Source organism: Rodentibacter mrazii (assembly GCF_001998825.1).
GTDB classification, from domain to species: Bacteria; Pseudomonadota; Gammaproteobacteria; order Enterobacterales; family Pasteurellaceae; genus Rodentibacter; species Rodentibacter mrazii.
Window position 1 is genome coordinate 54,084 of sequence record NZ_MLHG01000013.1, and the last position, 19,287, is coordinate 73,370.

Annotated in this window: 23 protein-coding genes; 4 read left to right on the plus strand and 19 right to left on the minus strand. The window is 39.1% G+C overall.

The window, feature by feature from the left end; all coding sequences use genetic code 11:
• The first annotated feature begins 165 nt into the window (after positions 1-165).
• The 3 genes from mglB (at position 166) to mglC (ending at position 3,776) form a co-directional block, all read left to right on the plus strand.
• Entirely contained in the window at positions 166-1,158 is a 993-nt protein-coding gene (mglB, locus tag BKK47_RS02095) for a galactose/glucose ABC transporter substrate-binding protein MglB (protein ID WP_077493270.1), read from the plus strand.
• Positions 1,159-1,226: 68 nt separating this feature from the next.
• Complete coding sequence (gene mglA / locus BKK47_RS02100) at positions 1,227-2,747, plus strand: galactose/methyl galactoside ABC transporter ATP-binding protein MglA (RefSeq protein ID WP_077493271.1); 1,521 nt, start codon at positions 1,227-1,229, stop codon at positions 2,745-2,747.
• 18 nt (positions 2,748-2,765) lie between these two features.
• Complete coding sequence (mglC, locus tag BKK47_RS02105; RefSeq protein WP_077493272.1) at positions 2,766-3,776, plus strand: galactose/methyl galactoside ABC transporter permease MglC; 1,011 nt, start codon at positions 2,766-2,768, stop codon at positions 3,774-3,776.
• Positions 3,777-3,851: 75 nt separating this feature from the next.
• On the opposite strand, the gene BKK47_RS02110 is transcribed toward mglC, so the two are convergent.
• The 12 genes from BKK47_RS02110 to ccmA form a co-directional block, all read right to left on the minus strand.
• Entirely contained in the window at positions 3,852-4,145 is a 294-nt protein-coding gene (locus BKK47_RS02110; protein ID WP_077493273.1) for a hypothetical protein, read from the minus strand.
• Entirely contained in the window at positions 4,142-4,702 is a 561-nt protein-coding gene (locus BKK47_RS02115) for a DUF8095 domain-containing protein (RefSeq protein ID WP_077493274.1), read from the minus strand. Before BKK47_RS02115 ends, BKK47_RS02110 begins: the two co-directional genes overlap by 4 nt.
• 16 nt (positions 4,703-4,718) lie before the next feature.
• Entirely contained in the window at positions 4,719-5,111 is a 393-nt protein-coding gene (gene gloA2, locus BKK47_RS02120; RefSeq protein WP_077493275.1) for an SMU1112c/YaeR family gloxylase I-like metalloprotein, read from the minus strand.
• Positions 5,112-5,113: 2 nt separating this feature from the next.
• Entirely contained in the window at positions 5,114-6,031 is a 918-nt protein-coding gene (gene ccmI, locus BKK47_RS02125) for a c-type cytochrome biogenesis protein CcmI (protein WP_077493276.1), read from the minus strand.
• On the minus strand, positions 6,032-6,496 hold the full coding sequence (locus tag BKK47_RS02130; RefSeq protein WP_077493277.1) for a cytochrome c-type biogenesis protein: 465 nt from the start codon (positions 6,494-6,496) through the stop codon (positions 6,032-6,034).
• Complete coding sequence (locus BKK47_RS02135; RefSeq protein WP_077493278.1) at positions 6,493-7,041, minus strand: DsbE family thiol:disulfide interchange protein; 549 nt, start codon at positions 7,039-7,041, stop codon at positions 6,493-6,495. The genes BKK47_RS02130 and BKK47_RS02135 overlap by 4 nt, the downstream gene beginning before the upstream one ends.
• 129 nt (positions 7,042-7,170) lie before the next feature.
• Positions 7,171-9,117 carry a heme lyase CcmF/NrfE family subunit gene (locus BKK47_RS02140; protein ID WP_077493279.1) on the minus strand — a complete coding sequence of 649 codons (1,947 nt, stop codon included), beginning with the start codon at positions 9,115-9,117 and terminating at the stop codon, positions 7,171-7,173.
• Entirely contained in the window at positions 9,114-9,638 is a 525-nt protein-coding gene (gene ccmE, locus BKK47_RS02145; RefSeq protein ID WP_077493280.1) for a cytochrome c maturation protein CcmE, read from the minus strand. Before ccmE ends, BKK47_RS02140 begins: the two co-directional genes overlap by 4 nt.
• Positions 9,635-9,841: a heme exporter protein CcmD gene (gene ccmD / locus BKK47_RS02150; protein WP_077493281.1), complete on the minus strand. Its 207-nt coding sequence runs from the start codon at positions 9,839-9,841 to the stop codon at positions 9,635-9,637. Before ccmD ends, ccmE begins: the two co-directional genes overlap by 4 nt.
• Positions 9,842-9,867: 26 nt before the next feature.
• Entirely contained in the window at positions 9,868-10,611 is a 744-nt protein-coding gene (locus BKK47_RS02155; RefSeq protein WP_077493282.1) for a heme ABC transporter permease, read from the minus strand.
• 57 nt (positions 10,612-10,668) lie between these two features.
• The gene (gene ccmB, locus BKK47_RS02160; protein ID WP_077493283.1) at positions 10,669-11,334 is read right to left on the minus strand and encodes a heme exporter protein CcmB; all 666 of its coding nucleotides are present in this window, start codon (positions 11,332-11,334) and stop codon (positions 10,669-10,671) included.
• A 4-nt stretch (positions 11,335-11,338) separates the two neighbouring features.
• Positions 11,339-11,977: a cytochrome c biogenesis heme-transporting ATPase CcmA gene (ccmA, locus tag BKK47_RS02165; RefSeq protein ID WP_077493284.1), complete on the minus strand. Its 639-nt coding sequence runs from the start codon at positions 11,975-11,977 to the stop codon at positions 11,339-11,341.
• 294 nt (positions 11,978-12,271) lie between these two features.
• On the opposite strand from ccmA, the gene sodA reads away from it, so the two are divergent.
• Positions 12,272-12,919, plus strand: a complete 648-nt coding sequence (gene sodA / locus BKK47_RS02170) for a superoxide dismutase [Mn] (RefSeq protein WP_077493285.1) — start codon at positions 12,272-12,274, stop codon at positions 12,917-12,919.
• Between the two features lie 40 nt (positions 12,920-12,959).
• Here sodA and BKK47_RS02175 read toward each other — a convergent pair whose 3' ends face one another.
• The 7 genes from BKK47_RS02175 to rlmN all read right to left on the minus strand — a co-directional run bounded on the left by BKK47_RS02175 (position 12,960) and on the right by rlmN (position 19,251).
• Entirely contained in the window at positions 12,960-13,403 is a 444-nt protein-coding gene (locus BKK47_RS02175) for a methyltransferase family protein (RefSeq protein WP_143529568.1), read from the minus strand.
• A 30-nt stretch (positions 13,404-13,433) separates the two neighbouring features.
• Entirely contained in the window at positions 13,434-14,048 is a 615-nt protein-coding gene (locus tag BKK47_RS02180; protein WP_077493287.1) for a YfgM family protein, read from the minus strand.
• 18 nt (positions 14,049-14,066) lie between these two features.
• Positions 14,067-15,338, minus strand: a complete 1,272-nt coding sequence (gene hisS, locus BKK47_RS02185) for a histidine--tRNA ligase (RefSeq protein WP_077493288.1) — start codon at positions 15,336-15,338, stop codon at positions 14,067-14,069.
• A gap of 9 nt (positions 15,339-15,347) precedes the next feature.
• On the minus strand, positions 15,348-16,454 hold the full coding sequence (gene ispG, locus BKK47_RS02190) for a flavodoxin-dependent (E)-4-hydroxy-3-methylbut-2-enyl-diphosphate synthase (RefSeq protein WP_077493289.1): 1,107 nt from the start codon (positions 16,452-16,454) through the stop codon (positions 15,348-15,350).
• A 12-nt stretch (positions 16,455-16,466) separates the two neighbouring features.
• Complete coding sequence (locus tag BKK47_RS02195; RefSeq protein WP_077493331.1) at positions 16,467-17,456, minus strand: RodZ domain-containing protein; 990 nt, start codon at positions 17,454-17,456, stop codon at positions 16,467-16,469.
• A 70-nt stretch (positions 17,457-17,526) separates the two neighbouring features.
• Positions 17,527-18,072: a type IV pilus biogenesis/stability protein PilW gene (gene pilW / locus BKK47_RS02200; protein ID WP_077493290.1), complete on the minus strand. Its 546-nt coding sequence runs from the start codon at positions 18,070-18,072 to the stop codon at positions 17,527-17,529.
• Positions 18,073-18,096: 24 nt separating this feature from the next.
• Complete coding sequence (gene rlmN / locus BKK47_RS02205) at positions 18,097-19,251, minus strand: dual-specificity RNA methyltransferase RlmN (RefSeq protein WP_077493291.1); 1,155 nt, start codon at positions 19,249-19,251, stop codon at positions 18,097-18,099.
• Positions 19,252-19,287 lie beyond the last annotated feature (36 nt).

The following is a 19,287-nucleotide window of genomic DNA, read 5'->3' on the forward strand; positions in this document are numbered from 1 at the left end:
AGGTCACAAATTTCAACATTGTTTTGTAATCGTTTTCATTTATGTGAGTTTGATCACAGACTTACAGGGATTTGATAAGTATCATTCCAGGAGAGTTATGACAATTGTAACAATAACGTACAGTGTCTTCTTTGTTCACATCAACCTTCCAATTAGGAGTGTTTTATGAAAAAAACAGTATTAAGTGCAATCGCTTTAGCAGTAGGTTTAGGCTCGGTTACAGCAAGTTATGCTGCTGACAACCGTATTGGGGTCACCATTTATAAATATGATGACAACTTTATGTCATTAATGCGTAAAGAAATTGATAAAGAAGCGAAAACATTACAAGGCATTGAGCTATTAATGAATGACTCTCAAAATGCTCAATCGATTCAAAACGACCAAGTTGATGTATTACTTTCTAAAGGTGTGAAAGCGCTTGCAATCAACTTAGTGGACCCAGCTGCTGCACCAACTATTATCGGTAAAGCAAAACCGGATAATATCCCAGTAGTATTCTTCAATAAAGATCCCGGCGCAAAAGCACTCGGTAGCTATGGACAGGCTTATTATGTCGGTACAGATCCAAAAGAATCAGGGATTATCCAAGGTAACTTAATTGCAAAACAATGGAAAGCAACTCCTGAATTTGATTTAAACAAAGACGGTAAAATCCAATTTGTATTACTCAAAGGTGAGCCGGGTCATCCTGATGCTGAAGCCCGTACTAAATATGTTATCGAGGAATTAAATAAACAGGGTATTCAAACCGAACAGTTATTCATTGATACGGGTATGTGGGATGCAGCAATGGCAAAAGACAAAGTGGATGCTTGGTTATCCAGCTCTAAAGCCAATAATATTGAAGTGATTATTTCAAACAACGACGGCATGGCATTAGGTGCGTTGGAAGCAGTTAAAGCTCATGGTAAAAAATTACCGATTTTCGGTGTGGATGCATTACCTGAAGCATTACAACTTATTAAGAAAGGAGAACTCGCCGGTACAGTATTAAATGATGGCGTAAATCAAGGTAAAGCAGTTGTTCAATTAGCTAATAACCTTGCTCAAGGTAAAACCGCTAATGAAGGCACCAAATGGGAATTAAAAGACCGCGTTGTTCGTATCCCCTATGTCGGTATAGATAAAGATAATTTAGGTGAATTCTTAAAATAACACTAATATCAATGATGTAACCTTTAGGGGGAGTAATGCTACTTCCCCTATTCCAAATGAGGTTGGATATGACAATTCAAGATTTAAGTCAAAGTGGCGAAGTGCTGCTTACGATGACCAATGTCAGTAAATCCTTTCCGGGTGTAAAAGCCTTAGATAACGCAAACTTAACTGTCCGCTCCCATTCTGTTCATGCCTTAATGGGAGAAAATGGAGCGGGGAAATCCACATTATTAAAATGTTTGTTCGGCATTTACGCTAAAGATGAAGGTGAGATTCTTTTCTTAGGTAAACCCGTCAATTTTAAAACATCAAAAGAAGCCCTAGAAAATGGTATTTCTATGGTGCACCAAGAACTCAATTTGGTACGCCAGACCAGTGTTATGGATAACCTTTGGCTTGGGCGTTATCCGCTAAAAGGCCCATTTGTCGATCACGCAAAAATGTATCGTGATACTAAAGCGATTTTTGATGAATTGGATATTAATATCAATCCAAAAGAAAAGGTCGCAAAACTTTCCGTTTCTCAAATGCAGATGATCGAAATTGCGAAAGCCTTCTCTTATGATGCTAAAATCGTCATTATGGATGAACCCACCTCCTCACTCTCTGAAAAAGAAGTAGAGCATCTGTTTAAAATTATTCAAAAACTAAAAGATCGAGGATGTGGCATTATTTATATTTCTCACAAAATGGATGAAATTTTCAAAATTTGTGATGAAATTACTATTTTACGTGATGGAAAGTGGATCAATACCGTACCGGTCAAAACCTCTAGTATGGAACAAATTGTTTCAATGATGGTAGGACGAGAACTGACCCAACGTTTCCCTGAAAAGACGAACGTTCCAAAAGAAGTTGTACTTAAAGTCGAACATTTAACTGCCTTGAACCAACCTTCTATTCAAGATGTTTCCTTTGAATTGCGTAAAGGGGAAATTTTAGGTATTGCAGGTTTGGTCGGTGCAAAACGTACCGATATTGTCGAAGCCATTTTCGGGGTACGTGAACTCAAAAGCGGCACAATCAAGCTACACGATAAAACCGTCAAAAATCGAACCGCACTTGAAGCGATTAATAACGGTTTTGCCCTCGTCACCGAAGAACGCCGCACCACCGGGATTTATTCCAATCTAAGTATTGAATTCAATTCTTTGATTTCAAATATGAAATCTTACCTTACGCCTTGGAAATTGCTTAGCAATAAAAAAATGCGTAGCGATACCCAATGGGTCATTGATTCTATGAATGTGAAAACCCCTTCACATAAAACCACAATTGGATCTCTTTCCGGCGGTAATCAACAAAAAGTTATCATTGGTCGCTGGTTGCTTACCCAACCGGAGATTTTGATGCTTGATGAGCCGACCCGTGGTATTGATATTGGTGCTAAATTTGAAATTTACCAGCTCATTCAAGAGCTTGCCAAAAAAGACAAAGGTATCATTATGATTTCCTCTGAGATGCCTGAGTTATTAGGGACAACTGACCGAATTCTCGTGATGAGTAACGGTCGGGTTGCTGGCATTGTGGAGACGGCAAAAACTTCCCAAGAAGAAATTTTGCAGTTGGCAGCGAAATATTTATAACAACAAAAGGAACGAATTATGAGTGCCTTAGAAAAAAATAAATCCTTTGATCTTTTAAAACAAAATGCGATCTATTTTGTGCTACTAATTTTACTCGGTATTATCATTGCACAAGATCCAACTTTCTTAAACCTTATCAATTTTAGTAATATCCTCACCCAATCCTCCGTGCGTTTGATTATCGCCTTAGGTGTGGCAGGGTTATTGGTAACACAAGGTACAGACCTCTCTGCCGGTCGTCAGGTTGGTTTGGCCGCTGTAATTTCTGCAACTATGTTGCAGTCTATGGAAAATATGAACCGTGTTTTCCCTGATTTAGGTGAAATCCCAATTCCTGTTGTAATCCTAGCCGTTTGTGCCGTAGGCGCTGTTATCGGCTTAGTTAATGGCTTAGTCATTGCCTATCTAAATGTCACGCCGTTTATTGCCACTATGGGAACAATGATCATCGTTTATGGTTTCAACTCCCTTTATTATGATGCAGTAGGTGGCTCACCTATCGCTGGTTTTAATGAAAACTTTTCTACATTCGCACAAGGATTCTTCCGAATCGGAACCTTTAAACTTTCATATATTACGATTTACGCAGCTATTGCATCATTTTTAGTGTGGATAATGTGGAATAAAACCCGTTTTGGTAAAAACATCTTTGCTATTGGTGGAAATCCGGAAGCTGCAAGAGTATCCGGTGTAAACGTTGCTCGTAATCTTGTTATGATTTATATCATTGCGGGAATGTTCTATGCTTTCGGTGGTATGTTAGAAGCCGGTCGAATCGGTTCTGCAACTAACAATCTAGGGTTTATGTATGAATTGGATGCTATTGCAGCCTGCGTAGTTGGCGGTGTATCATTTGCCGGAGGTGTGGGTACAGTAATTGGCGTAGTTACCGGTGTTATCATCTTTACCGTAATTAACTATGGTTTAACCTATATAGGCGTAAACCCTTATTGGCAATATATCATCAAAGGTAGCATCATTATTTTAGCCGTCGCAATAGATTCCTTAAAATACGCGAAGAAAAAATAACAAAACAATAATAAAACAAACCGCACTTTTAGTGCGGTTTGTTTTATTAAACTGAAGTAAGAAAGCCGTTTTTCATTACCAATGATGATAACCTCTGTAATAACCAAATCCGATGCTTGGCACAATAACAGGTGCACGTTGGTAAATAACTTTCTGACGACTATCACTAGCATTCATTTTAATCGGATCAGAAATATCCTTTGCCGCTCTCGCTTTTTGTTCGGCAGTTACCGTGTTACCACTGGCTACACGAGCCTGATATTCTTGTACGGTTTTCATATCATAGATGCCCGAATCCTGCTGTGCGGGGGGGTGAGAACTACAAGCGACAAGAAATAATGCTGAACATATCATTAATAATTTTTTCATTTTTTACCCTTTTTGCAGACCATTTTATCCAAAAGTTGTTTATTGCTATCCACCTTATCTTTAATAGTTTGCTTTGTTTGACTTTCTTCCCGCTCACGAATTTCCTTCTCTAATTGAGGGTTATTAATGACGTAAACAGGCACATACTGCACATTTTTAGGTTCATTTTTCCGATAAAGCGAGGCCGCCATAATTCCACCATAGTACTGGCTATCATCATTCGGTTTTATGTAATTATTCGTAGAGTTTGTAAAATCTACTCCATTATTTCCCTCAAAACCATTACATACCCCCTCACCTGATACAAAAACACTTCTGGAAGAAAAATCTTCATTTACCATATATACTTCAAACTCAACACTATTAGCTAAATTTTTTGCATCTTGCGCTGAAGTAGTCGGATCTAAAACTCCTCGTTCTTTAATATGAATATAACGAGTGAACTTTTTTTGAGCATCGCCTTCTTTTTCCCCTGCAATCGTTTTTGCACTAGAAAAAGCCGATAAAGGCAAGAAAGATAATATAGAAAAACATAAGAGATAAGTATAATATTTCATATTCATCCTTATATTATTAATAAGTTTGATAGAATTCTATAGGTAAACCGTCCGGATCTTTGCAGAAAGTATACTGCATTCTAGTTAATTTATCGACCCTGACAGATTCACAGGAAACACCCTTATTAGTTAAATAAGAAATACATGATTCCATATTTTTAACTTTAAACGCCAGATGGCGTAAACCACAAGCCTCCGGATAATTTAGCCTTTTGGGTGGATTTGGAAAGGAGAAAAGTTCAATTTTACTCCCATCAGGAAATTCTAAATCTAATTTATAACCGCCACGTTCAACCCGATAAGTTTCAGCAATAACTTTTGCCCCTAAAATTTCTGTATAAAACAGCTTAGAACGAATGTAATCTGAAACAATGATTGCAACATGATGAACACCTTCAATTTCAAACATAATTAATTTTTTTCCGGTGTAATACTTTTTGATTTTTCCTGTTCTTGAATTTCTAACGCATCACGTGCCGCCCGAATACTTTTTTCAATTAATACTACCCGCTCATCATCTTTCGGCATTAAACGTAACATCATCGCCCAAGTTACTGCCGCCATTTTATAATCTTCCGTTTCAAAATAACGAAATGCCAATAAACTTAATGCCTCAATATTGCTATGATCTTTGCGGATAACTTCTCGTAATAAATCACTGCCTTTTAGTTTATCCGTCGTGTCTTCTGAAAACATTAATACACGGGCATAGCCCAACTTATATTGCAAATTATCAGGCTCAAGTTTATTTGCTTTTTGATAGCTGTCGAATGCTAAACGGGCATCACCTAAATTCATACCAATTTGTCCCAACAACCACCATTTTTTTGCATCTTGCGGATTTTTCTGTAAATCTATACGAAGTGCGGTAGAAAATTGTTGCATTTCACTATCAGAAAGAGGATTCGTCTCTTCTTCTTTCATTCGATCATAAAAATAAGGCAATTTTGCATAAGTCTGCTCTAACATTGATTCTGCCTGCCAAGATCCAACCATAAAGTAACTTGTCCCTGCAATAATCCCGATTGCCAACACCCCTGAAGCAAACCAAATTTTGCCGTAGGACTTTTCACTTTGGATGTTTTTTTCTTCCTGATGGGGGACATCATCCAATAAGGTTTTCTGTAATTCTTGTTTAAGTAATTCTACATTTTCCACCAACCCTTGAGCATCATCTTGCTCAATTTCTTGCAGTCGTGAAAAATAAAGCGCCTTATTCAGTTCATCACGTTTTTGTTCATTTTTTGTTTTAAACTGGCGCAACAAAGGATAAAAACAAATTAACGCTACTAACAACGTAATTGCGACTAAACTTAATGCAAAACTCATCTATTCATCCTTTTGATTTAATAATTCCGCTAAACGTGCATTTTCTTCTTCCGTTAAAACAGAGTCGTTTCTGACCGCACTTTGCTTTTTAGGTTTTCGTTGCAATAGGAAAAAAATGCCGAATAATATGAGAAATAATGGGGCAATCCATAAAATTAAGGTGCTTGACGTCATCGGTGGTTCATAGGTCACAAAATTACCGTACCTTGCCACCATATATTCCACGATGTCATTTTTTGACTTCCCTTCTTGTAGCAACTCAAATACTTTGTTACGCATATCTACTGCTATCGTTGCATTAGAATCCGCAATATTGTTATTCTGGCATTGTGGGCAGCGCAAAGACTGTGCAAGCTGGTGGTAATCGCTTTCTTGCTGCTGCGAGCCAAAGTTCAGAGCATCAATGGCGGAAAATGCCACTGAGCTAAATAAAAGTGCGGTTAAAAAAAGCCCTAATTTTTTCATTGTGATTGCTCCGCGAGTTTGTCATAAATCGGTTTCAAAGTTTCCAACCACACTTTTTCGTTTACATCTCCGGCTAAACGATAATGAATAATGCCCTTACCATCCACAATAAAAGTTTCCGGCGCACCATATACCCCCAAATCCAAACCAAAAGATCCTTTATCATCTTTCAACACAACTTGATAGGGATTACCTAAATCCTTTAGCCACTTTATTGCTTTTGCCGAATCATCTTTATAGTTCAACCCAATAATACTCACGCCTTGTTGCGCAAGTTTATTTAAGTATTGATGCTCTGCGTAACAGGTTGGACACCAAGTCGCCCATACATTCAGCAAAATCGGTTTGCCTTGTCGGAATAACGCATCATCATAGGTCTTATTTTCAAAGAGTTCCGTTAACGTTTTCACTGGAATCGGTTTGCCAACCAATGCAGACTCCAAAGCTTTGATATCTTCACCTTGAGCATTACGGTTAAGTTGCACTAAAAAGGCAATAACCACCGCTAAAAAGAGAACAAGGGGAATCAATAATTTTTTTTTCATTTCTACCGCTCTTTTAAGTAAATACCGTTTCTTGTTGAAAAGCTAAAGAGAAGAGGTTAATTACGCCATCTTTTCCAAGTACTTCCATTTTCTTAAGGAAGATCAAAAAGAATCACTATTGGAAATAAATTATTTTTTTAATAATTTACTAAACCGATAACGTCTATCAAACATACACAACAAACCACCTAATGCCATAAACACGCCGCCAATCCAAATCCAGCGGATAAAAGGTTTGTAATACAAACGCAACGCCCACGAATTATCATCGAGTTTTTCACCGAGTGCCACATATAAATCACGGGTTAAACTACCATCGATGGCTGCCTCTGTCATTGACATACGACTCACCGTGTAAAAACGTTTTTCAGCGTACAGTGTCGCTTCCGGTTTTCCGTCTTTTGTAATATCAATCTGCGCTTTGCCTCCAATGTAGTTAGGACCATTGGCATCACTGATACCGGAAAATTTGAAATCGTAATGACCGATCTGCGCACTATCCCCCACCTGCATCCGCACATCACGTTCCACACTAAAATTTTGGCTAAAAGCAATGCCCCATACTGACATTGCTACGCCTAAATGTGCAAACAACATTCCCCAATGGGAACGGGACAATTTACGCACGCCGACAAAAAATGATTCACGGTGAGTTGCCCGTTGTTGCAATTCGTAAAGTGCAAGCAACAAGATGATTATCGTCATCATTGAACCAAGAACAGAACTTACCGTAATTTTATCTTGTAAGATATAAGGTAAAACAAACCCCATAACCAGCATGATAAGAACACTGATTACAACGGGCATTCTAATCGCCGAGAATTGATCCCGCCGCCATTTTACTAAGGGTCCAATACCAAGCAATAATGCAAACGGTGTCATAATGATCAAGAACATTTGATCAAAAAACGGCGCACCGATTGAAATTGTTCCTAAGCCCAACTGCTTATGCACCAACGGTAGTAATGTGCCTAAGAACACCACACAAAGTGCGGTCATTAATAGAATATTATTTAATAACAGCATACTTTCACGAGAATAACGTTCTGCATTATCACGTGAACGAATTTGGCTCCCCTTGTAGGCATAAAGCGCAAGAGATCCGCCAATAACAATAACAAGATACGCCAAAATATATAAACCGCGTGTCGGATCAGAAGCAAAAGCATGAACAGAGACCAAAATCCCCGAACGCACCAAGAACGTGCCAAGTAAACAAAGAGAAAAAGCTAAAATTGCGAGGAGTACCGTCCAAGCCTTAAATGAACCACGTTTTTCTGTCACTGAAAGAGAATGAATTAAAGCTGTGCCGGCTAACCAAGGCATAAAGGACGAATTTTCAACCGGATCCCAGAACCACCAACCGCCCCAACCGAGTTCATAATACGCCCACCAAGAACCGAGTACGATACCAAGCGTTAAGAATACCCATGCAGCAAGGGTCCAAGGTCGAGACCAACGAGCCCAAGCGGAATCAAGTTTACCGGTCATTAAAGAGGCAATCGCAAAGGCGAAGGCGACAGAGAAACCGACATACCCCATATAAAGTAGCGGCGGGTGGAAAATCAATCCCACATCTTGCAACATCGGGTTAAGTTCTTTTCCATCCACAGGAAAATCAGGGAAGGTACGTGTGAATGGATTTGACGTAAATAAAACAAATAATACGAAACCCACGCTGATAATTCCCATAATGCCAAGGACTCTCGCCGCAGCTTCTTGAGGTAAATGTTTACTCAACAGCGCCACCGCCGCAGACCAAAGGGCAAGCAACCAAATCCAAAGCAATAATGAACCTTCATGAGAACCCCAAACAGCGGATAAACGATAACAAATCGGCAAAGTACTGTTAGAATTGTTCACCACATATTGCACACTGAAATCATTGACGGCAAATAAATAAAATAGCGCAACAAAGGCAATAGTGAGACTGACAAACAATCCATAAGTCATTGGTCGAGCCAATGTCATTAATTGGGTACTCCCCTTCTCTGCCCCCCATAATGGAAAAATTGCGAGCATTAACGACACGGCTAGACTCAAAGCAAGTGCATAATTTCCGATTTCAGCGATCATTTGTTGCCTTCTTGTTTCTCTTGACGATCTCGTGTACTTTCGCCTTTCAAATCAGCTTCATCTACACCCATCGGTTTATGCACCTTTTGCATTTTTTCGCCTAATTCAGGCGGTACATAATTTTCGTCGTGCTTCGCCAACACTTCAGTGGCAGTCAATACCGTTGGTTCGGTTAATACCCCTTGTGCAACAATACCTTGTCCCTCACGGAAAAGATCAGGTAAAATCCCTTCATATTCAACAGAAATTGCAGGACCGATATCATTCAAATCAAAGCGCACTTTTAAACTTTTCGGATCACGTTCTACCGTACCTTCAACCACCATTCCACCAACTCGGATACGCTGACCGACTTCCGGTTTTTGATTCGGATTATTATCTTTACCCAAAATCACTTCCGATGGGGTGTAGAATAAATCAATATTCTGACGCAACGCATACAGTACCAAGCTACTTGCAATCGCAATACCAACTACAACAAAAATAACTAATTTAAGTCTGGATTTACGTCTCGGGTTCATAGTGTGTTTCCTTTATTATTAGCTTGTTGTAAGCGAGCTTCACGTTGGGTTTCACGCAACACATTTTGCAAAATAGTTTTACGTTGTTTGAAACTTTGTATGATCAGCGCAACAATCGACACCAAACTAATGCCATAAGATAGCCATACGTAAAAACCGTAGCCACCCATATCAAAAAAATCACTCCAAGTTTGGAAAAACATTTTTATTCCTCTTAAAAAATATAAAACTATTTACTACAATCCTTTGCTAACGCCTTAACCCACGGGCGTTTTGCATCTTCTCTTAATAATTCCACACGATAACGCACAAGAGTAAGCCAAATATATAAAGCTAAAAAACCAAAGATACATAAAATCAGTGGAATCAACATAGGGGTAGCAATAGAAGGTTTTTCAAATTTTGTAATACTTGCCCCTTGATGAAGCGTATTCCACCATTCCACAGAAAAATGGATGATCGGTAAAATAACTACCGTAGTAATACATAAAATACCCGATGCTTTCGCACCAATCGCCCGATCAGAAAAACTGGAATACAGAGCGAGAATACCAAGATACAGGAAGAAGAGGATTAATTCTGCTGTCAGACGCGCATCCCATACCCACCAAGTCCCCCACATCGGTTTACCCCAAATAGCACCGGTAATCAAGGCGAGAAAGGTGAATAATGCCCCAATAGGTGCCATAGCAATCATTGCCAAATGTGCTTGTTTGATTTGCCACACTAAAGCGACTACTGCTGCTACTGCCATTGAACCATACACGCCCATCGACCAGATTGCTGTTGGCACATGCACATACATAATCCTGAAACTGTTACCTTGTTGATAATCTGCCGGCGCATAAGCCAAGCCCCATACAATGCCGACACTTAACAGTAATAAACTCAACAATGCAAATACCGGGCTCAATTTACCACAGATTCGATATTGGGTTTCCGGTTTAGCGTAGGGATGTAACCAGTTCCACATAGAAAAACCTCTCAAAAAATAAAAAGAAAACAACCGCACTTTCGTACAGTTGCCAAATTAATTATCCAAACTAATACGCAAAGCTGCTGCCACCGCAAAAGGCGAAAGCGTGATTGCACAGACCATCATCGCCCCAAGAATCGCAAGTTGCCCCATATAAGGCAAATTTAAACCTGCGGCATCAAGTACCGAAGAAGCGAAAATCAGTACAGGAATAAACAACGGCACTACAAGTAAACTGAGTAGGACTCCGCCCTTGCGTAACCCCACAGTTAATGCGACACCAATCGCACCGATACAACTCAACACCGGTGTGCCGAGAAGTAAGGTTAGCACTAACGCCCACCAAAGATGTACTTCAAGAGACAGCAACAATGCTGCAATCGGTGAAAGTAAAATTAGTGGCAAACCGGTTAAAAGCCAATGAGCAACGACTTTAGACAACGCCGTTAATACTAAAGGTTGTTTGGTTAACATTAATTGTTCAAGCGAACCGTCAATAAAATCATCACGGAACAAACGTTCAAAAGAAAGCAACGCAGAAAGTAAAACCGCTACCCAAGCAATCCCGGGCGCAATGCGTGAAAGTAATTTAGGATCCGGTCCAATCACAAGTGGAAATAATGTAATGACAATCAAAAAAAACCATAGCGGATTTAAAATTTCTGAGCGTTTACGCATCGCAATTTTTAATTCACGTTTAATTATTTCTAGAAAAATCATTCGGTTATTCCGCTTTATACTGTGCTAAATTAAGTTTTTGCAAACGCATACTCGGCACATCTTGATGACTTGTTATTAATGCAATGCCACCTTGTTTTGTATGCTCATCAAAAAGTGCGGTCAAAATTTTCACGCCTTTCTTATCAATCGCCGTAAAAGGCTCATCTAAAATCCACAATGGCACCTGTGAAAGCCATAATCTTGCCAATGCAATGCGCCGTTGTTGTCCCGCTGAAAGTTGTGCTGCCGCTAGGTCTTCACGCCCCAGAAGTCCAACTTTTTCCAATGCTTCCCAAAGCGCATCATCACTCTGCTCTGCTTGGCTAATGCGTTGATAGAATTGTAAATTCTCCAATGCTGTCAGTTCCGGCTTTACACCTGAAAAATGCCCTAAATAAAGTAAATCCTGATAATAAACTTCCCGTTGTTTAAAAATAGATTCGGAATTCCACAGTATTTCACCTTCTAACGGTTGTGCAAGCCCTGCTAAAATGCGTAATAAACTGGTTTTTCCAATGCCGTTATGCCCCTCAATTTGCACAAAATCACCACTCGTAAAATTGTGCGATAAACCGCAAAAAAGCAAGCTCTCACCACGTTGGCAAGCAAGCTCTTTGATAGATAAATTATGGGATTTAAACATAAAGAAAAACACGAATACTAAATTGGCGTCATTCTATCATAAGTGAAAAATTTCACGAGATTTTAGTCGCCAAAATGATTAACCATTTGGTAGTAGATTGTAGGTTTTATTGATTTAGAACAAGCTTCATTTAAATGCTCAATTTCTATAAAAGGGAAAACATTTAATGATCTAAATCAAGTTTTCTGCTAGTATTTGGAATTTAGTACTTTTTGGTTAAAGCTTTTATATTCTTTATTAGCGAATAGCCAGATTGGCACTCAAATAAAAACTCATTTTATAGAAGGAATGATTATGGCTTACACTCTACCTGAATTAGGCTACGCTTATGACGCGTTAGAACCTCACTTTGATGCTCAAACGATGGAAATTCATCATAGTAAACATCACCAAGCCTATGTAAATAATGCAAATGCAGCATTAGAAGGCTTACCAGCTGAATTTACAGAAATTTGCGCAGGTCAATTAATTTCTCAGCTTGACAAACTTCCGGCGGAAAAACGTGGCGCACTACGCAACAATGCAGGCGGTCATGCAAACCACAGTTTATTCTGGAAATCCTTGAAAAAAGGGACGACTTTGCAAGGCGCGTTAAAAGATGCGATTTTACGCGATTTTGGTTCAGTCGAAGCTTTTCAAGCTGAATTTGAAAAAGCGGCGGCAAGCCGTTTTGGTTCTGGTTGGGCATGGTTAGTGTTAACTACTGAAGGAAAATTAGCGGTTGTTTCTACTGCAAACCAAGATAATCCATTAATGGGTAAAGAAATTGCAGGTTGTGAAGGTTTCCCACTTTTAGGCTTAGATGTTTGGGAACATGCTTACTACTTAAAATTCCAAAATCGCCGTCCAGACTACATTAAAGAATTTTGGAATGTTGTAAACTGGGATTATGTTGCAGAGCGTTTTGAAAAGAAAGCAGCTGATTGTAATCACGCAAAATAATCCATGAAACGTAAAGTGCGGTCAAAATTGACTGCATTTTTTATATCCAACGTCTAACTTTTGTTTTATATCGGCGATATTCATCGCCAAATTTCTTTTCTAAATAGGCTTCTTCCCGAGAAATTTGGAATCGATTCATTAACCACATAAAGACAATAATACCGCTCCAAGCCAATAAATGACTCAGCCACAATGCCCAAGCTACAAGAATCAATAATAAACTCAGATACATCGGATTACGTGTAATTTGAAAAATACCTGATGTAATAAGCCGCGTAGTTTTATCCAGCCGTTGAGGGTCAATAGATAGGTTATTACGATAAAATGGCCATACGCTCACAACTGCCACAAAAACGGATAATAAAACAAAGAACCAAATGGCATAGAGAAATCTGGAATACTGTCCTATTTGAGGCAATGCATACATCACTACGCCAATAGAGAAACAAAGGATAGGGGGAGGAAGTGGAAATAAAGAATGCATAAAAATAAACGCCCTCTCGGGCGCTTTATATTAAAGATTGTTTAATTTCATTTGAGCTGCTTGTTGTTCCAATGGGCTACCTGTTTGAAGAGCTTGCTCAAAACTACTTTTTGCAGCATTAGTATCGCCTTTTGCCAATTGAATGCTACCGGTTAAAAGAGCTTTACGTGCATTAAATCCCGTACTCTTTACCTGTGCAAGCGTTGATAACGCACTATCCAATTGACCTAGCTGAAATTGTATGGCACTTAGACGCAATGCAGCAAGTGATGTTAATAATTCATCTTGAGATTGTGTTAAAACTTGCTGTAACGCAACTTCAGCACCCGCAAAATCTTGTTTTGCCACTGCATTTTTTGCTTCATCAAATAATGCAAAGACTGCATAGCTGGTTTTACTGTTCGCTTGGACGAATTCTGCTAAATTCGTTTTTTGAGCAGCGGAGTCTTGCTCGGCTGCATAAATCAAAGAATCATACCCTGCCGATGCTTCAGCAATTTGATTTGCTTGGTAAGTCTGCCAATAACGCCAACCAAGCATACCGCTCACACCTAAAATAAAAGCGACAATGATTGTTTTGCCGTTTTCTTTCCACCATTCTTTTAACTGGTTAATCTCTTGTTCTTCTTCAATAGAATATGCCATATTCTTTTCCTTTATAAATTAAAATTGAGTCTGAATATAATCAACGACTTGTCCAATTTCAAAAGTCTGTTGCTCAACCCCACCGTGCAAGTGTTTCACTACAACCTGAGCATTTTGTACTTCGCTTTCCCCTATAACTAAGGCTAAAGTTGCACCGGATTTATCTGCTCGCTTAAATTGTTTTTTAAAATTACCGCCTGAGCAATGCAGCATAACCCGTAAGTGCGGTAATTCTGAACGAATTTTTTCAGCAAGCTGTAATGCAACTAAAGTCGTATTTTCCCCTTGATGAATCACATAAATATCGACCGCACTTTTTAATGGTATGTTTGAATTAACTTCTTGCACCAATAAAACCAAGCGTTCCAATCCCATGGCAAATCCTACACCCGATGTAGCATGTCCGCCAAGTTGTTCCACCAAACCGTCATAACGACCGCCACCACATACTGTGCCTTGCGCGCCTAATGCGGAAGTTACCCATTCAAATACGGTTTTGTTGTAATAGTCCAATCCACGTACAAGTTTTGGATTAATTTCATATTGGATTCCCACCGCATCCAATAAAGCACATAATTGAGCAAAATGCGTGCGGCTTTCATCATCCAAATAATCAAGTAATTTCGGTGCATTATCTAATACTTTTTGTAATTCTTGATTTTTCGTATCTAAAATACGTAGAGGATTCTTCACTAAACGTTCTTTTTCTTCCTCGCTCATTAATTCTTGATATTTTTCCAAGAATGCGACCAAGGCGGAACGATAATTTGCTCTCGCTTCTAATGAACCGATCGAGTTTAGTTGAAGAGAAACATGTTGATCAATGCCTAATTTTTTCCAAAGTCTTGCCGTTAGAATAATTAATTCGGCATCAATTTCCGGATTCGTAATACCAAAAACTTCTACACCTGCCTGGTGAAACTGGCGATAGCGCCCTTTTTGCGGACGCTCATGGCGAAACATCGGTCCCATATACCAAAGACGTTGTTCATTATTATAAATCCAGCCATGTTCAATCGCTGCACGCACACAACCTGCCGTCCCTTCAGGGCGGAGAGTTAATTGTTCATCATTGTCCCAAAATGTGTACATTTCTTTTGAAACGACATCTGTTACTTCGCCGATAGCACGAGCAAATAACGGTGTACTTTCAACAATCGGCATACGCACTTCAGAATATCCATAACTGTTTAGGACTTCACGTACTTGCATTTCAACCCATTGCCATAATGGGGACTCTGTCGGAGAGCAATCATTCATTCCACGAATTGCTTGAATTGTTTTTGCCACAAGTTTTCCTTAAATAATACGATTTTTTGGATCTTGCAATGCGACCTTTGCACGGATCTTTGCTTCTAATTGATTGATAATATCTTCGTTATCAAACCGCTCTTTTTGACGTTCTCCATTGATATAGTAACCGCTCTTTTTATTACCGCCGGTTACTCCAAGATCGGAGACTAATGCCTCTCCCGGTCCATTAACAACACAACCGATAATAGAGACATCCATTGGTGTAATAATATCTTCAAGACGTTGTTCCAAAGCGTTTACTGTACCTATCACATCAAATTCTTGGCGTGAACAAGTCGGGCAGGCAATAAAATTAATTCCTCGGGAACGAATACGCAATGATTTTAAAATATCAAAACCGACTTTGATTTCTTCCACAGGATCTGCTGCTAATGAAACACGTAATGTATCTCCTATTCCCTCGGCAAGTAACATTCCTAAACCTATTGCTGATTTAACGGCTCCAGCACGAGCACCACCCGCTTCAGTAATCCCCAGATGTAAGGGTTGTTTGATGGCTTTTGCCAATAAACGATAAGATTCTACCGCCAAAGACACATCAGATGCCTTCACACTCACTTTAAATTGATCAAAGTTAAGACGATCTAAAATTTCGACATGACGCAATGCGGATTCAAGCAATGCTTCAGGGGTAGGTTCACCGTACTTCTCTTGAAGATCTTTCTCTAAAGAACCGGCATTAATACCGATACGAATCGGGATATTTTTATCACGGGCACAATCTACAACCGCACGAATACGATCCTCCCGCCCTATATTACCGGGATTAATACGCAGACAATCTACTCCATACTCAGCGACTTTCAATGCAATACGGTAATCAAAGTGAATATCCGCGACCAATGGTACATTAACTTGTTGTTTAATAATTTTAAAGGCTTCGGCTGCATCCATAGTCGGCACGGAAACACGCACTATATCGGCACCTACACGCTCTAAAGATTTAATCTGAGCAATCGTAGATTCAACATCCGTAGTCCGTGTATTTGTCATAGATTGTACGGCAATTGGTGCATCTCCGCCAATCGGGACATTACCCACATAAATTTTAGTCGATTCACGACGCTTAATTATCGGTTGAAAAGCTGACATTACTATTCCTTATTAAGGTTGTGAAAGTTTAAATTTTGCGACACGCCCATCTACTTTTAGAGGATAATCCTGCCCCTTATAAGTAATACGAACATTACCGGGTGCTCCCACAATCAATGAAAACTCAGTACCGTTGAAAGTTAATACTTCACCTTGCTTATATTCTTTTTGAGCAAGTACTTTTCGATTCTTATCTTTTACGCTTAACCAACTGGTATTTTTTAATACTTCCACGACTAAATCACCTTGAGCAGCAGGTGGTGGCGGAGAAACAGTTGGATTTTCGACCGCACTTTGCGTATCGGGAATAGTAACTTCGTTCTGAGTTGTATCCTCAAGAGAGGTCATTGATTTAGGCAATACATTTTGCTCAGAAACGATTTCTTGCCCTGTTTTTACCTCAACCATTGAACCCGAACTATTAGCTTGAGCCTCTTCGGTCTGAACCACTGGCTGAACAGGTTGATCCGTTTGTATTTCAGCCGGTAAGACCGATGAGTTTTCAGACGCTACTTGGGCTGTATCAGTACTTGAAACATAACTTTGCACTAAAGTATCGCGCTCTTCATTAGACTGTTGATAGTTTTGCCACCACCATAACCCCGTCATACTTAATGCAACCAAAAGTACTAATGCGGTTAGATAGCCTACCCAGCGACTGTGAGAAGAATATTGATTGACCGATCGGGTCGCGCGGGCATTTTTTCCTAAATCATTTTGTTCATCTTCGCCAAAAGAAAGATCAGACCAAAGACTTTCAGGTAAACGCAAAAATTTTCCATAATTGCGTACATACCCTTTCATGAAAGCCGCAGGCACATTTTTTTGGATAAATTGATTATTTTCGATTTGAGCTAAAATCGCTGGCCGTAGTGTAATTTTCTTATAAACATCTTCAAGAGAAAGATTTAAGGCTTCACGGGCCTCACGGAATCTATTCCCCAAAGATATCTGTTGATCTGCTTGCGTTTTCGTTTCCATTTGTTCAGCCTGAGCATTCATAATGTTTATTAATTTATGAGACATAATTAAAGGCTGAATTTTAAAGTCCAAAGCCATTTTTGGCAATGTTTTATTTGACTGGATTCAGTTTTTCCGCACGATTCACATCTATTTGCCGTAATTTATTGATTGCTTTTTGATAAGCATCCTGTTGATTGAACGCCTGTGAACAGAGTGCCATATTTTCATAAGTATCTGCTTGATGATAATAATTAGGTGAAACTAGGGCAAGCTCAAATTGTGTATTCGCTTGTTCAAATTCACCTTGCCTACATAAAAACGTGCCAAAATTATTATGTACATCACCTTGTTTTTCATCAAGTTTTATGGCTTGGAGGTAGGACTTTCTCGCTTCATTCACATCGCCTTGTAATTGATAGAAATGGGCAAATGCAGAATGAACAAGATAATAATTTCTATCATGTATTAAAGCTTTATCAAGATTTTGTTTAGCTTGAATAAAATTATTTTGCTGCAAATAACCAAGAGCTAATTCAACTCGAGCTTTTGCAGCCTGCTGTTTATTAAAATCTGAAGATGGCTCTTGTGAAACACAAGCTGAAAAAACAAGAGGAAAAATGACCGCACTTAGAAATTGAATAAAGAAAGACTTCATTTTTCCTCCAACTATATTGCTTAACTAATTAACTTGAGTTATTCCTATATTCTGCCCAAATTGACGCTTCATTGCGGTACGTTTGGTACGATCAATAACATCACCTGCAAGTTGTCCGCAAGCAGCATCAATATCATCACCTCGAGTTTTACGCACGATGACAGTAAAACCATATTCCATCAATGTTTTTTGGAAACGGTCAATGCGGGTATTTGAGCTTTTTGCATAAGGTGCTTCCGGAAACGGATTCCACGGAATTAAATTAATTTTACAAGGTGTATTTTTCAGCACTTCCGCAAGCTGATGAGCATGCTCCGTACTGTCATTTACATGGTCGAGCATTACATATTCAATCGTTACTTTGCCATGATTAGCATTGGAAACACTTAGATAACGATTTACAGAATCAATCAGCATTTTAATATTATATTTTTTATTAATAGGCACAATTTCATCACGCAATTCATCATTCGGTGCATGTAAAGAAATAGCTAATGCAACATCAATCATTTTACTTAGGTTATCCAATGCCGGTACAACTCCTGAAGTAGAAAGCGTTACACGGCGTTTAGACAAACCGTAAGCAAAATCGTCCAACATAATTTCCATTGCAGGAACAACATTTGCCACATTTAATAGCGGCTCGCCCATTCCCATCATCACCACATTGGTAATCGGGCGAACACTAGTCACACCGAAGTTACCAATAATTTTTGAGGCACGCCATACTTGACCTATAATTTCAGATACTGTCAAATTACGGTTAAAACCTTGTTGGGCGGTAGAACAAAAAGTACAAGCCAATGCACAACCAACCTGAGAAGAAACACAAAGCGTGGCTCGATCCGATTCCGGAATATAGACGGTTTCTACTTGCTGATCCCCTACTTGCATTGCCCATTTAATTGTGCCGTCTGCAGAACGTTGCTCTACAGCCACCTCAGGCACTTTAATTTCTGCAACGGATTTTAACTTTTCACGTAATTTCTTATTGATATTTGTCATATTGTCGAAATTATCTTCGCCAAAATGATAAATCCATTTTACTAACTGATCGGCTCGAAACGGTTTTTCTCCAAGTTCTTGAAAAAATTCACGCATTTGTTGGCGCGTCAAATCCATTAAATTGATTTTTTTGTTTGATATTTGTTCTAACATTAAAGCCTCGTTGCTACACATTACGGCAATAAAAATTGTAGTAATTTACTACAAAAA